The organism is Phnomibacter sp., from assembly GCF_036803085.1.
Lineage (GTDB): Bacteria > Bacteroidota > Bacteroidia > Chitinophagales > Chitinophagaceae > Phnomibacter.
The window spans coordinates 299131-314709 of the sequence record NZ_DAIRUZ010000002.1; the positions used below are offsets into that span (position 1 = coordinate 299131).

Sequence of the window (15579 nt, forward strand, 5' to 3'; positions counted from 1 at the left end):
TGGCTACCAGATTGTGCTGATGTAATTAAGATGCAGAAGAATCATCGGTGCCGGCCGGAGGTGTTGGCGGTTGTTGAATTTCGCCAAACAGTTTTTCCATTTTAAATACGTAGTCCAGCGTGTCGTCGATAAAATACTGGAGCTCGGGCATGCGGCGCAATTGTTTGCCCACTCTTCCGGCCAGTTCCCGCTTTATTTCCCAGTTACGGTCTTTTATTTTTTGCAACATGGAGGCCTGGTCTTCTATCTGAAAAAAGCTGAGGTAAATCCGTGCTTCCAGCAGGTCGGGCGTCACTTTTACAGCGGCAATTGATATCATGCCGTTGTGAATGACGTTCAATCCCAGTCTTCTGAATATATCGCTGAGTTCCTCATTGAGTAATGCGGCTACCTGCTTCTGACGTTTAGTTTCTTCCATATCCTTTGCTCAATTATAACAAGAGTGAAGGCAGTGCTACAAGTACTGCCGCTGTAAAAGTAGTTACTTTTACAGCCTTTACTTTTATTCGTTTACATGAACAAATATGCAAGGGTCTTTTCGCTGCTAAAGCCGCACCGCAGTAAAATGCTGGCTTACGTGGTTTTTATATTGCTGAGCACCGTTTTTTCCATTGCGTCTATTGGCATGCTCATGCCGTTTTTGCAACTCATTTTTGAAGGCAAATCTGCCACATTGGAAACAGCAGCCGCTGGTAGCAAACTGGATGTTTCGCAGCTGGTGAGCAACTGGATGAATGAATATGCCGCCACACACAGCCATTTCGATTTGCTGCTGCTCATTTGCATCCTCATGCTCAGTGCCATCTTACTGAAAAATGTTTTTCTATACCTCGCCATCTATATCCTCAATCCGCTTAAAAACCTGGTGGTATCTACGCTTCGGGCACAGCTGTACGAAAAAATTCTGGAGCTGCCCATTGGGTATTTTACCGAACAGCGCAAGGGCGATCTGATGAGCCGCATGTCGAACGATGTGGGCGAAGTAGAAAACAGCGTAGTTGGTACACTGGAAGGTTGGTTTCGTGACCCCATCATGATTATTGCCCACCTGGCAGTACTGCTGATACTCAGCCCGCAGCTCACATTATTCTTGTTTATCATGCTGCCCACAGTTGGTTTTGTTATTGGCCGCATTAGCCGCAGTTTAAAAAAACAAAGCCAGGCAGCAGCCATCAAGCAGGGCGAATCGGTAGCCATACTCGACGAAACATTAACCGGTCTTAGGGTGATAAAAGCATTTACTGCCGAAAACCTGCTGCGGATGCGCTTTTTTCAGGTAAATGATGATTTGCTGCACACCAAAAACAAGATGGGTTTTCGGCGAGACCTGGCATCGCCGGTAAGTGAAACGCTGGGCATTTTTGTGTTTTGCTGCATTTTGCTGTACGGTGGTATGCTGGTACTCAGCGATACCAACCACACCGGCCTCACTGGTGGCGAGTTCATTACCTACCTCGGTTTATTTTATGGCTTGATTAATCCTGCCAAGGCACTCAGCACTTCTTTTTACAATATGCAAAAAGGCTCGGCAGCGATACAGCGTATAGAAGAAGTATTGAAAGCACCGCTGGTGATTAACGACGCACCCGATGCCAAGCCATTACTACAATTCGAAAACGCCATCGAATTCAGAAACGTATCGTTCTGCTATGAAGACGTGACCATTTTGCAAGACATTAACCTGCGCATTACCAAAGGCAGCACGGTAGCACTGGTGGGCAGTAGCGGTGCTGGTAAAAGTACCCTGGCCGATTTGGTACCCCGCTTTCATGATGTAACAAGTGGCGAACTGCTGATTGACGGCAAAAACATCCGGGAATATCAACTGGAAACAGTTCGCCGGCAAATGGGCATTGTTACGCAGGAACCTATTTTATTTAATGATACCATTGCCGCCAACATCAGCCTTGGCGACCCCAACGCCAGCACCGAAGCCATAGAAGCAGCAGCCACAGTGGCCAATGCCCACCGCTTTATTTCGGCAAAAGAAGATGGCTACAACAGCAACATCGGCGACCGCGGCAGCAAGCTCAGCGGCGGCGAACGCCAGCGGCTTACCATTGCCCGGGCCGTGCTTAAAAATCCTCCCATTCTCATTTTGGATGAAGCCACATCCTCGCTGGATACGGAAAGTGAAAAACTGGTGCAGGATGCTATCAACCATTTAATGAAAGACCGCACTACCATTGTCATTGCGCATCGCCTCAGTACCATTCGGCATGCCGATGAAATAGTAGTGTTGCAAAAAGGCCGCATTGTAGAGCGGGGCACTCACGACAGCCTGATGGCTCACAATGGTTACTACCGCAAGTTGGTAGATATGCAGGAAGTGAAGTAAGTTGATAGTCTGGAGTCCGGAGACTGGAAGTCAGAAACATTAAAAGTAAGGGCTTCAAGTCTTCTGAGGACTTTCTTGTTTTCACTTTTAGTCAGTAGCATTCTTATAGTGCTGTTTCCTCCTCCGGGGGCAAGGGGGCTAACAAAAAAATCGACCCGCATTACTGCAGGTCGGTTTTTTTATCTCTGATAATCAGAAAATATTAGCGTTTGCCCAGTTTGGCTTCCATGCTCAAAGTGGCATGGGGCACGGCACGAAGGCGGGCTTTTTCAATAAGCTTTCCGGTAACGCGGCAAATACCGTAGGTTTTGCTTTCAATCCGGATCATGGCTTTTTCCAGGTGATCGATGAACTGAATCTGGCGGCTGGCCATCTGGCTCAATTGCTCCCGTTCCATGCTCAGGCTACCGTCTTCCATGGTCATGTAGCGGTTGTCATCGTTGTCGCCGCCCATTTCGTCCTTACGGGTAATGAGGCCTTGCAGGTAATTGAGCTCTTTGCGGGCTGCTTCCAGCTTACGCAAAATGAGTTCTTTAAATTCTGCTAATTCAGAGTCGCTGTAACGCATAGTGGGTGTTGAAATAACGGACTCTTCCTTGGGTGTATCCAGAACGGATACGGTAAAGTCGGGGTCGTAGGCCACTTTACCTTTTGCGGTAATGGGTGGCATTTTTACAATCTTTTTTTCTTCCACCACCGGCCGCTTTTTTTGCGGGGGATGGGGGGTATTCGAACGGGCGGGCACCTCATCCCGCTTAGGGAGCGGCTCTGGTTTTCTTGCAGCTGGTTTTTTTACTGCTTTTTTAGCTACAGGCTTCGCTGGTGTGGCAGCTTTTGCAGGAGCAGGTGCTGCTTTTGCAGGTACAGCCTTTGCAGGGGCAGCCTTTGCAGGGGCAGCGGCTTTAGCAGGCACGGCCTTGGCCGGTGCTGCGGCTTTGGCAGGAGCTGGCTTGGCGGCAGGTGCGGGTTTGGCTGCTTTAGGGGCAGCTTTTGCTGGGGCGGCAGCTTTTGCCGGAGCAGGTTTTACTGCCGGGGCCGGGGCTGCTTTTTTTGCAGCGGGCTTGGCGGCAGGTGCAACTGCTTTTTTTGCGGGGGCAGCCTTTGCTGGGGCAGCTTTTTTTGCCGGAGCAGCTTTTTTGGCCGGGGCCGCTGCTTTGGTTGCTTTGTTGTTGGTAGCCATCGTTATAACTCCTTTTTTGAAACTTTCAGGGTCAATTGAAAATCATTCACTTCCACTAAAACGCCGTCGGTTAGTGCGGGCACATAACTCAGCGAATCTGCCAAAATTTCGGCGCAAATATAGGATTTGAACTTATCGAAAGAATCCACAATATTTTCAGGTCCAGCGTATTGCACGTCAATCCGGTCGGTCAGTTCAAAGTTGCTCTCCTTGCGAATGTTCTGAATCCGGTTCACCAACTCCCTCGCATCTCCCTCTTGTTTCAGTTCATCGGTCAGGGTAATATCCAGTGCCACGGTGAGGCTACCCTTGCTGGCCACGCTCCAACCTGGAATGTCATCGGCACTAATATCCACCTCATTTACCAATATGGAAATGGCCTGCCCGTTGATGTCTAATTCAACAGCACCCGTTCTTTCCAAATCGGCAATTTGCTGCTGGCTAAATGCGGTGAGTGCAGCGCCAACGGCCTTCATATTGGGCCCCAGTTTTTTACCCAGCAGGGCAAAATTGGGCTTGATTTTTTTGTTGATGAAGCCTTCTGTTTCGGTGAGGTAATCTACTTCTTTCACATTTACCTCAGCTTTCAGCAGGTCTTCCACTTTTTCCAGCTGCGCCTTCATATCTGGGTTCAGCACAGGTATCAGCACTTTTTGCAGCGGCTGACGCACTTTCAGGTTCACCTTTTTGCGAATGCTCAGTACCAGGCTGGTGGCATCCTGTGCCAGTTGCATGCGTTCTTCCAACGCTGCATCAATGGCCGATTCGGTGGCTTTGGGGAAAGCCGCATGGTGAATGCTTTCGGCAGTAAAACGCCCCGTCACCGCATTGAGCTGACGGAAAACTGCATCGCTGAAGAATGGCGAGATGGGAGCCATCAGGCGAACCAGCGTTTCCAAACATTCGTACAAAGTTTGGTAAGCGCTGATTTTGTCGGTGCTGTAATCGCCTTTCCAGAAACGGCGGCGGCAGAGGCGTACGTACCAGTTACTCAGGTGTTCATCCAAAAACTGCTCCATCAAACGGCCGGCCTGGGTAGGCTCGTAGTCGTCCATGGCTTCGTTTACTTTTTTCACCAGCGTATTGAGGCTGCTCAAAATCCAACGGTCAATTTCGGGACGATCTGCCACGGGTATGTAAGCTTCTTTAAAAGCAAAACCATCCACATTGGCATAGAGCACAAAAAACTGGTAGGTATTGTACAAGGTGCCAAAAAACTTACGCTGCACTTCCTGAATACCGGCCAGGTCAAACTTCAGGTTGTCCCATGGGCTGGCATTGGTTACGAGGTACCAGCGGGTAGCATCGGCGCCGTAGGTTTCAATGGTTTTGAACGGATCCACCACGTTGCCGAGGCGCTTGCTCATTTTGTTGCCGTTCTTGTCGAGCACCAAACCATTGGAAACGACAGTTTTGTATGCACGACCATCTACCTGATTGGTGAGCAAGCCGGCGGCTTTCAGTTCGGCCTCAATGTCTTCTTTTACCAAACTTCCAATGGCATGAAGGGTGTAAAACCAGCCACGGGTTTGATCTACGCCTTCGGCAATAAAGCTGGCGGGATAGTTTTTGGCGAAGATTTCTTTGTTTTCAAACGGGAAATGCCATTGGGCATAAGGCATGGCGCCACTATCGAACCATACGTCGATGAGGTCGGCCACCCGCTTCATGGGTTTGCCCGAGGGGCTTTTCAAAATGATATCGTCTACCTGCGGCTTGTGCAAATCTGTAATGTCCTGAATGGGACTATCAGGATGCAGGTTGGCTTTAAGATCGGCCACACTGCCAATGCACAGCTCTTCGCTGCCATCTTCGGTACGCCAAATGGGCAGCGGTGTACCCCAGTAGCGGCTGCGGCTCAGGTTCCAGTCCACCATGTTTTCCAGCCAGTTGCCAAAGCGGCCGGTACCGGTACTTTCGGGCTTCCAGCGGATGGTTTTGTTCAGCTCCACCATGCGGTCTTTCAGCGCTGTGGTGCGGATGAACCACGCATCCAGCGGATAGTACAAAATGGGCTTATCTGTACGCCAGCAATGGGGGTAGTTGTGTTCGTATTTCTCTACTTTGAAGGCCCGGTTTTCGAGCTTCAGTTTTACGGAGATGTCTACGTTTACATCTACATAATCTTTTTCGTCTTTGTAGTTTTTTACATAGCGGCCGCTAAACTCACCGAGGCCATCTACAAACTTGCCTTCGCGGTCTACCATGGTGAGGATGCCGATGTTGTGTTTTTTGCCCACCTTGTAGTCATCGGCACCAAAAGCAGGTGCAGTGTGCACAATACCGGTACCGTCTTCGGTGGTTACAAAGTCGCCCACCAACACTTTAAACGGATCGGCATCGGGGGTAATCTTCTTGATTTCTTCGAGGCTGTTGGCTTCGTAGGGTAAGAGCTGCTCGTAGTGGCAACCTTCGAGCTGGCTGCCTTTGAAGCTGCTTACCACGGCCCAGGGGGCACCTTCTTTTACCTGCTCGCCGGCAGCAATTTTGGCTTCGTAAGCTGCAAAATCGCCGTTTTCATTTTCTGCCTTCAGGTATTTGGAGACCAAAGCTTTGGCCAACACCACATTTACCGGCAGGTGGGTGTATGGGTTGAAGGTTTTTACCAGTACATAGTCAATATTGGGGCCTACAGTCAAACCGAGATTACTGGGCAATGTCCATGGCGTGGTCGTCCAGGCCATAAAAAACACTTCGGCACCATGAACGGCATCGTGTAAAAAGTGGCTCTTGTCATTTTGCACCGCCCGGAACATCACCGTGGCGCTGGTATCTTTTACATCTTTATACGTACCCGGCTGGTTGAGCTCATGGCTGCTGAGGCCGGTGCCGGCAGCAGGACTGTATGGCTGAATGCTCACACTTTGGTAGAGCAAACCGCGGTCGTACATTTTTTTGAGCAGCCACCACAGGCTTTCGATGTATTCATTTTTAAAAGTGATGTAGGGATCGTTGAGGTCTACCCAATAACCCATTTTGCGGGTAATGTCGTCCCACTTGTCTTTGAAGCGGAGCACCGCCTCGCGGCATTTCTGGTTGTATTCGGCTACGGTAATTTTTTTACCGATGTCTTCTTTGGTAATGCCCAGTTCTTTTTCTACCCCCAGCTCTACGGGCAGGCCATGGGTATCCCAGCCGCCCTTGCGGTGTACCTGGTAGCCCTGCATGGTTTTGTAGCGGCACACCAAATCTTTAATGGTGCGGCTGATAACGTGGTGAATGCCGGGCATGCCGTTGGCACTGGGTGGGCCTTCGTAAAACACAAATGGTTCGGCGCCTTCGCGGAGCTGCACACTTTTTTCAAAGGCTTGTTCGGCAGCCCATTTGGCTAAAATTTCCTGTTCTATGGCGGGCAGGTTCAACCCTGCAAACTCTTGATAACGTACAGACATGGTACAAATTGGCTAAAATGGCTGCAAAGGTAAGGATACCCCACAAGGGAGCCTTGCTGAAATATGGGGTTTCTGCATGGCAATGCTGATAAAAAAAGAAAGGCTGCTCGTATTGAACAGCCTTTCTTTTCAAATGGCTAAGCAACGCTGAGGTCTTCAGCTACCATTAGAAACCCTTGGTAGCAACGCCGTCTTTAATGGCTTGCAATGCTTTGGCTTCTCCGAGCAATGCCGTCATTTTATTGCCTTTACCATCATGGCCCTGCGCCATATAACCACCTTTGGCAGTCTTAGTAATTACGGCATCCTGCATGGGTACGTTTTTTTCTTTTGTCTTCAGGCAGTAGGCCGTCAGCATTTTTGATTTGTCCATAGTGACCGATTTTTTAAGTAGAATAATGACTAAAGGAAACGGTTTTGCCCCAACATTCAAAAGCCAGGCGCTTAATTGGTTGATAAAATGTGGGATACTGCGCTGTGGCACAACCGGTTAGCCTCCCAACAGTTTGCCAAAATTGCGTCATCGGGGGGGGCAAAATAACCATTGAATGGGCGCATATTTTGTGCAATACCCCACTCTGAATTACCTTCCGCCTTTCTTGAACTTGCCAGATGAACCCTTCTACAACAACCGCCTCTATTAAAGCCGTACTTCCTGAAGACAGCCAGCGAGTGGCTGTTTTTATCCGTCAGCATTCTGGCGGATTGCAACAGAGTAGTGCCGTTTTTATAATGCACCACTGCTCCAGTATCTGGATGGCTGTGCAACCGGATACTCAACAAATTATGGGCATTATTATTTCATGGCTTTCCCCCAACCTTCATAATGCTGCCACAGTAGAGTGTATTGTGTTGCACCCCGAAGCGCACCGCAAAACAGTTGCGTCTGCCCTGTTGGACACGGCTGTGAACTACTGGCAAAATGCCTGCATGAAACAGCTGACGGCACCAGCATACCCCCACAACCACTGGCTGGCAGAGATATTTATTCAGGCTGGTTTCAGCAATCGTTTGTCTACCGCTATTCCTACCATATCTAAACAGTTGCAGCCATTGAAAATATGCCTGCACAACAAACGGATGCGCCCCCGCATCAACAGTGCCAACGGGCAGGTGGATGAGTCTACTTTGTTTCAGTATTATCAGGATGGAGATTACGTGTGGGGCACGTATAGTGGCGGTAGTGTAGAACGGGGCGTACTGATAGGTAAAATGAATGCAAAGCGCAACATTTTATTTCACTATTTGCAAATAGAAAAAGACGGCACCCTTGGTCAGGGTTTCTCAAAATCATCTACAGAATACCTGAACAATGGCCGGCTTGCGCTGTACGAAGACTGGGAATGGACAGGCAACCGCAGCGGTAGTGGCACGGCTATTATAGAAGAAGTAGAAGAATGAATCATCAATAGGATAAAAACAAAAAACGCTGACTTATAAGGTCAGCGTTTTTCTATATGGTTTTTGCCTATAGCTTTTTGGTTGATACCCGACTCTCTGCCGCCAGCAAGTCAAAGGATGTCCTTTACTTGTTGCCTTTAACTAAAACCCAATCTACCCAGGCATCCATTTGAGCTACTGAATTTGGCTTAAGCAATATTTCCTGGTTTTCATTTAGCAGATACATGGTAGGCGTACTGTACACATGGTAGTCTTTCGCAGCCTTTGTTTCCCACTTTTGAAAATCGGACGTTCGCAAAAAAGGCAAACTGCCGGCGAACAGCATGAAGCTGTTGGCATTTTCATCCAACGAAACCAATACCACTTCTACCCCTTGCTGTTTCCAGCCTGGATATTTATCAGCAACCTGTGGCATCATTTCTGTGCAGTGCGGGCACCAACCTGCAGCAAATAATACCAGTTTATACTTTGATTTCAAAGCCGAAAGGCGGTTGGTCGCTTCGCTGCCTGTTGGGTAAAGGGTATTGGCACCAAAGTAGATATCAGGTGCTATATTTCCCCTTTTCATTCTTCGATAGGCCTCCAACTTGTTGGTCAGGTTGCCTCCCAACTCACAGCCATTATCACTCAATAATGACAATGCCAAGTATTCGGCAGCAGCAAACAAGCTGCGATCCTCGAGGTAATCAAACAAATGATCAGTGACGATTGAAAGAATGGATGGATGGCTCTTCAATTTGCTTACCAGCAAATCGGTAGACTGCCTAATCGAAGCATTCACCGAATCGAGGGGACCGGCACTGTTTTCAATCAGCCAAACATGTTTTTCAATAGCATCACGCATAATGCCACTAGTAAGCCACTTGGGGTCAGCAAAATCGATGGCCCGAAAGGCAGCGATGGCAGCAGGTATTTCGTTGGTACGATATTGGGCAAGTGTCTGTACACTACTTACTAAGCCCCGGTAGGGAAGGTACCATCGGATATAGCTTTCGGCAGGCAATGTGGCGAGGAAACTGCTGTCTTCTTTGTTGATTCTTGCCATTTCCTGCATAATGGCCGCTTTTGGCGCAGCATGCCGGCGAAAAAGCGGATCGGATTGGTAAAGATTTTGCAGATAGTACCAAGCACTTAGCGCTTGCTCTCGCCGTGGATGCTCGGTGGCGTATTGCTCAAACCACTGGTTCTGTAAGCCCTTCGTGATGCGGATGGTTGTCTTGTCGGCAAGGGAAGATCCCTGCAACTTTACGCCCCCCGGTTCCAGCACCAACACATGGCTTTGTTGAGGACCAGCAGTAAGAATAGCCATGCCTGTATAACCGGCAGGATACCTCAGCACAAAACTACCATTGGGTAAAATTTTGGTGCTATCCAACACTGATGCCTGCAACCCATTAAAGCCTGTCAGTGTAATGGATTGGTTGGCAAGGTCAGCAAGCCGTCCTTCCAACGTCGCATTTTGTTGAGCCCAAACAGAATTGAAGTGTTGCAAGACACAGAAAAAAAATACCATGGCTCCTGCTAATCTCCGCTGCTGAGTTTTCAGTATCTCCATTTGCTTAATAAAAAGAAGGTAATGAGCAATTGATTGTGACCGCTGCCTAAAGGATACTCCAAATCACTTCCGTACATATCTAGTCCTTGATACACCTTACAGCGAAGCCGTATCCTCGAGGCTGTTCAGATACCAGTCCTTTCGGTGTGCTTGAATTAAAGTAAACGGCCGTTGAAAATCCACTTGTTTGTGTAGAAACTGTACTTGTCCAATAAAATGCATGCGTGCCCTCGAATAGATCAAACCTGTTTTGATCAAACGATCGGTAACCTGCGTGGGGCAGAAAAAGTGAGTTGAAATAAGAGAAGCTCTGATTAGTTGCCGTGATTTCACTTGTCCACTCGGCCAAGGTAGGTACTCTATAGCCAATGGGACAAGGGTTGTTAATGCCATTCTCACCTTGCCATAAATTCCCGTTCTGCGGATTGCGCCAGTCTGATTTTAAATTGGGGTCTGGCAAAATAAAATCACCATGTCCGGGCTGGTCAAGGCTGCTTAATGCTCCCGATCGCACTGCTGATTTTCGGCACTGATGTCCATCTGCACCACGCCCCCATTGATACAAATCTCCCCAGCCTGATGCATCTTCTTGAGATACAGCACGACGGGTTGCACCCAGGTTCCGATCCATCCAAATCCGCCCTGTACCAGCACTGGTAATTGGCTGCAATTCTGCTTTGCCCCCGCTACAATGCACAGTTCCTTGCCTGTAGCTTGCCTTTGCCACAACAGCAAAGGTGACTGTACAACTCTGTCCGCCGATATTTAATGCGAAGTTTGCAGTGCCAGCATTTGCAGGTATACCTGTAACAATGAAACTTAGTGTGTCGAGTCCTCTAGCAAAGTTGCCAGCAGCAAGCGTGGCCGTTAAACCCGTAATACCAGTAGATGGCACAGATAATGCAGAATAGCTACCACCATTACCGCCATCATAAATAATTCGCAATAAAACACTATCAGCCAGCTCTCCCTCAGTAAAAATGTCGCTAAAATCAGGAGAGGCACAATACAGGACACTTATTACACCGTTTCTCAACGCTACACTCCGCTGTAGTATACAGGTTTGTCCACCAATATTGATAGCAAAACTGGCAATCCCTGCCGCAGAAGGTGTACCAGTTATGTTCAACGTCAATGTCCCGTCGCCCAGTTGAAACTGGCCAGCCGATAAGGTGGCGGTAAGCCCGGTAACACCTGAAGAAGGAATTGACTGTGCCGCATACATGCCGCCATCGCCACCGGTGTAGCGCACTGTGGAGGAAACACCGGTTGCTACCAATCCACTCACCAAAACTCCCGTGGTATCCGTGGCTGCACATGACAGCGAAAGAATGGAGCCTACTTGAGGTGCCACAAACATGGAAAAGGAACACGAAAGGCCGCCTACTACAACAGAAAAGCTGGCTGTACCTGCCGACGAAGGCGTACCAGTAATTTGAAAGCTCAGCGTACCGGCACCGTTTGCCAACACACCGGGAGTCAAAACAGCACTTAGCCCCGTTACACCCGTAGACGCAACTGTTTGGCTTGCTATACGCCCCCCGTTGCCACCCAGGTAGCTGATGGAAACTGCAACTCCGCTGCTTTGTACTCCGCTTACCAGAGTACCGGTAGATACAGCAGTTGCACAAAGCAATTCGGAAAGCAGGCCAGGCGGCAAATCAACCGTTCTACTAAGTACACAACTTTGACCACCGATAGAAATGGCAAAACTGGCAACGCCAGCACTACCCGGAGTACCTGTAATGCTAAATGTCAATGTACCACTACCATCGGCCAATACGCCTGCTTGTAAGCTGGCAGTGAGGCCGGTTACACCAGTAGATGCAACCGATTGGCCACTGTAAGTACCCGCATTGGCACCATTGTAGCTGATGGTTGAAGTAGCTGTGGCGGCAACACCTTTTTGAAGTAAACCTGTACTATCTACAGCCACACAATTCAGGCCTGTCAAAGTGCCGGGAGGAGGTGCAACTGTTCGAATCACGATACAATTGCGGCCGCCAATATTTACGGTGAATATTACCGTTCCTGCAGTTGCAGGTGTTCCGCTGATGGAAAATTGTAGGGTGCCGCTGCCAACATTAAATGTGCCGGCGCCAATTGAAGCAGTTAGGCCCAACACGCCAGTCGATTCTATCGACTGAGCAGCAAAAGTGCCACCGTTTCCACCTGTATACGGAATGCTGAATCCTGCTCCAACAGCAGCAGTTCCCCTTACCAGACTGCCGTTATGGGTTGTGCCAGCCGAGTCCAACCCCGCTACAGAGCCGGGCCCCAGGATGACAGATATGTATCTGGAGCATTGCAGCCCGCCAATGTTAATAGCGAATGTAGCATTCCCTAAAGTCGAGGCTCTACCGGAGATTTGGTAAGTCAGCGTTCCATTACCGTTCGCAAAGTTGCCCGGCACGAGGGTGGCGGTCAGCCCTGTTACACCAGTAGACTGTACTACCTGCCCCATGTGGGCAGAGCCGTTTCCTCCGGTGTACGGTATTGAAAAGGTAACACCAACCGCAATGCTATCTTTATATAGCGTTCCGACCGTGGTACCCGAATTACAATTGATTGAACCGATTGGATTAACTACGGCTCCGCCAATGTCCTTGATACATCGAACGGAGTTGCCGTTGGCCCTCACACCTCCAACAACGGATGCAATTAGGGGTTGTATCCTGAGTGTAAATGATTGGCCAGTTCCGCTTACGGTAGAAGACCAATAGGCACTTTCATATTCATTCAATGTTCCCAAAGTGCCATAGCGGGATCCGCTCATAATCAACCGTAGCGGTGATGTAGAGGAACCTCCCGCATCCTGACTTACCCAGCTTGCTAATTCGTCCGACCATTCTGCAGCAGTTGGTAAACGATAGCCTGATGGACAAGGATTATTCACACCATTAAGACCCTGCCAAAGATTTGGATTGGAGGGATTACGCCAGTCGAGATTATTTGTTATAAACTTTCCATTACCGGGTATATCGGCAGTACTAAGCGTGGATGTGATGTTGGACTCACGGCATTGGTGGCCATCGGCCGCTCTTCCCCATTGATACAAATCTCCAACAGCATTCGATTGATAATGTCCATTTACTGCTTTTTCAGATGCACCCAAATTTCTATCCATCCAGGTGCGACCTGTGCGAGGATTGGTAACATCGACTACAGGCGTGCCGCCCGGCAAGCAATGCACTGTACCAGACGCATACACCGGGGTTGGTGCTACCGACACAGAGACGGTACAAGTACTGCCGCCAATAGCCAGTGCAAAATGAGCTGTACCCTCCGATGCTGCTGTACCTGAAATATAGTAAGGAAGAACCCCGGTACCAACTGATAAACTATCCGGGAAAAGGGTTGCTGTAAGGCCGGTTACACCAGTAGATGTCGCCGTTTGCCCGGCATGTGCACCCCCGTTGCCCCCAGTATAGCTAACTGTAAAGCTGACGCCACTGGCAGCCACTCCGCTGGACAGAACGCCTCTATTGACAACTGCGTCGCAATTAAGCGCTTCCACCTTTGCAGTTGCAAAAACCTTACGGGAAAGAATACAGCTTTGGCCACCCAGGTTTATTACAAAATGGGCTATGCCAGCAGATGAAGGAGTACCAGAAATTTGAATCGAAATGGTGCCACCACCTTCATTGATGTTTCCTTGAGTCAATGTAGCTGTTAATCCTGCCACTCCTGTAGACGGCACTGATTGGGCTATTACGATACCGCCGTTTCCGCCGCTATAATTGATAATGCTTGCCGCATTTACAGCTGTCGTGCCATCTACCAATACGCCAGCATGGGTAGCGCCAGCGCAGTTCAAAGAACTGACAACGGCAAGAGGAGGATTAACATTGCGGTTAAAAGTGCAGGTTTTCCCTCCTACACTGATGGCAAAACTAGCTACACCGGCCGAGGTTGGTGTTCCAGAGATTACAAAACTGAGCGAACTGTCGCCTGAGGCCAGCCGCCAAGCCGAAAGGGTAGCAGTCAATCCGGTAACGCCTGTAGAAGCAACTGCCTGCGTTTCATACGTGCCGCCATTGCCCCTTGTGTAGCGAATGATGGTCAGTGTAGAGTCGGCGGCAGCCGTACCGCTGTACAGCCCTCCCAAATGCTCGGCCCCTGCACAATCAAGACCACCTGCAATTACAGCAGGATTGCCAGCTACAATGTACTGTAAAGTGCAGCTTTGTCCTCCGATGCTGAGACTGAAACTTGCTGTTCCTCTTCCCAAAGGGGTACCCGAAATACGATACACCAGTGCCCCATTGCCATTAGTGAAGGAACCGGGGCTAACAGTGGCAGTAAGGCCTGTGACACCGGTGGACGCGACAGCTTGCCCATTGTGCACACCGCCATTACCACCTGTATAAGTGAAAGCCTGGAATACATCACCCGCAGGTTGAAAAGCAGTGAGCCTACCTGTGATAGCACTCCCTGGGCATACCAGTGAGCTAATCGAGCCTGCAGGTTGGGCTCCGTTATCTTTAATGCAGCGTACAGATGCACCGCTGCTGCGAATACCTCCGCTAGCACCTACACCGTATCCGTTGGTTGTGCTTACCCAATAGGAGAAAACCCCGCTTTGGATAGTTGCAAAGGTTGCCGTTTTGAAGCCCGCAGCAGGTAGCTTTAAAGGTGAAGAAAATGCGCCGGTGGTATCATTAGCACTCCAACTTTGTACTTCGGCATCCCATTCGTTTTGGGTTGGCAGCCTGAAACCAGATGGGCATGGATTATTGATACCATCGACGCCCTGCCAAAGGTTATCGTTTTGAGGCACCCGCCAGTCCAAAGTGGCATTCCAGCCTGGCAAGAATTGCATACCAGTATTAATACCAATAAAAGAACTGTGCCCCGGAGTATCACTTGTGCTCCATTCAAACCTTGTAGTAGTGTTGGCACGGCATTGGTGTCCATCTGATAAACGGCCCCACTGATAGAGGTCCCCAAACGATGTAGCATCGGTAGCCCATCGGGCCACATTGCTGGCCCCCAGGTTTCTGTCCATCCAAGTTCTGCCGGTTACCGGGTTGGTCACTTCTACTATGGCGGCTCCACCCGGTAGGCAATGCACGGTACCCGCTGGGTACTCGGCCTTTTTTGTTACGGTTCGGCTAAAGGTGGTGCTACGCCCACCAATGTTGAAGGCAAATTGGGCGATGCCCGTACTCAATGGTGTGCCGGTTATTTGAAAAGTGAGAGTGCCGTTGCCTTGGGCGAAGCTGCCAGCTGCCAATTGTGCGATAAGCCCCTGCACCCCACTAGATGCAACATTCATAGCATGATAAGTACCGCCATTTCCGCCGGTATAGCTTATCACAGTGCTTATGCCAATTACCTCGGTTTCGGCGTACAAATTGCCCTGGTGTTGGGCCGGTTGCTCGTTCAAACCGGCAATGCGGCCAATGAGCGTTCCCTGCTTTTCCATCCAACCCAGGGCCGTGTATGAATTAAGCGTTTTGGTACTGGTATTAAATATGACCAACCCGATAGCCGGATTTGCAATCGAGTCTCGCTGGCCGCTACTCAGTCTGGGCAACAAAAATCCTCTACCGGAATTGCTCAAATCGAGAATAGCAGACGGATGAGGATTGGAACCAATACCTATTTGAGAAAAACCTGAAGCATTGAACAGCAGGCCTACAATGCACAATAAAGCGAAGACCTTGTAATGCCTAAACGCAGCGATAGCGGGAAATTTTGCCTTTTTCAC

General features: G+C 49.4%; 8 protein-coding genes. 2 read left to right on the forward strand and 6 right to left on the reverse strand.

All coding sequences use genetic code 11. The features are described 5' to 3' along the window. Nucleotides 1-25 precede the first annotated feature (25 nt). On the reverse strand, nucleotides 26-418 hold the full coding sequence (gene rbfA / locus V7Q13_RS05185; RefSeq protein ID WP_333799614.1) for a 30S ribosome-binding factor RbfA: 393 nt from the start codon (nucleotides 416-418) through the stop codon (nucleotides 26-28). Between the two features lie 96 nt (nucleotides 419-514). Between rbfA and V7Q13_RS05190 the strand changes: the two genes are divergently transcribed. Then, on the forward strand, nucleotides 515-2338 hold the full coding sequence (locus V7Q13_RS05190; protein WP_333799615.1) for an ABC transporter ATP-binding protein: 1824 nt from the start codon (nucleotides 515-517) through the stop codon (nucleotides 2336-2338). 202 nt (nucleotides 2339-2540) lie between these two features. Here V7Q13_RS05190 and V7Q13_RS05195 read toward each other — a convergent pair whose 3' ends face one another. From V7Q13_RS05195 to V7Q13_RS05205, 3 genes are all read right to left on the reverse strand, one after another. Then, nucleotides 2541-3518: a TraR/DksA family transcriptional regulator gene (locus tag V7Q13_RS05195; protein WP_333799616.1), complete on the reverse strand. Its 978-nt coding sequence runs from the start codon at nucleotides 3516-3518 to the stop codon at nucleotides 2541-2543. A gap of 2 nt (nucleotides 3519-3520) precedes the next feature. After that, the gene (gene ileS, locus V7Q13_RS05200) at nucleotides 3521-6910 is read right to left on the reverse strand and encodes an isoleucine--tRNA ligase (protein WP_333799617.1); all 3390 of its coding nucleotides are present in this window, start codon (nucleotides 6908-6910) and stop codon (nucleotides 3521-3523) included. 166 nt (nucleotides 6911-7076) lie between these two features. Next, nucleotides 7077-7283, reverse strand: a complete 207-nt coding sequence (locus V7Q13_RS05205) for a hypothetical protein (protein WP_333799618.1) — start codon at nucleotides 7281-7283, stop codon at nucleotides 7077-7079. 239 nt (nucleotides 7284-7522) lie between these two features. On the opposite strand from V7Q13_RS05205, the gene V7Q13_RS05210 reads away from it, so the two are divergent. Then, nucleotides 7523-8311 (forward strand): hypothetical protein, encoded by a 789-nt coding sequence (locus tag V7Q13_RS05210; RefSeq protein ID WP_333799619.1) that lies wholly within the window; start codon nucleotides 7523-7525, stop codon nucleotides 8309-8311. 124 nt (nucleotides 8312-8435) lie between these two features. Here the strand turns inward: V7Q13_RS05210 and V7Q13_RS05215 are convergent, their stop codons facing one another. Further along, a complete protein-coding gene (locus V7Q13_RS05215) occupies nucleotides 8436-9761 on the reverse strand; it encodes a thioredoxin-like domain-containing protein (RefSeq protein WP_333799620.1) in 1326 nt (441 codons plus the stop codon). A 184-nt stretch (nucleotides 9762-9945) separates the two neighbouring features. After that, the gene (locus V7Q13_RS05220) at nucleotides 9946-15579 is read right to left on the reverse strand and encodes a hypothetical protein (RefSeq protein ID WP_333799621.1); all 5634 of its coding nucleotides are present in this window, start codon (nucleotides 15577-15579) and stop codon (nucleotides 9946-9948) included.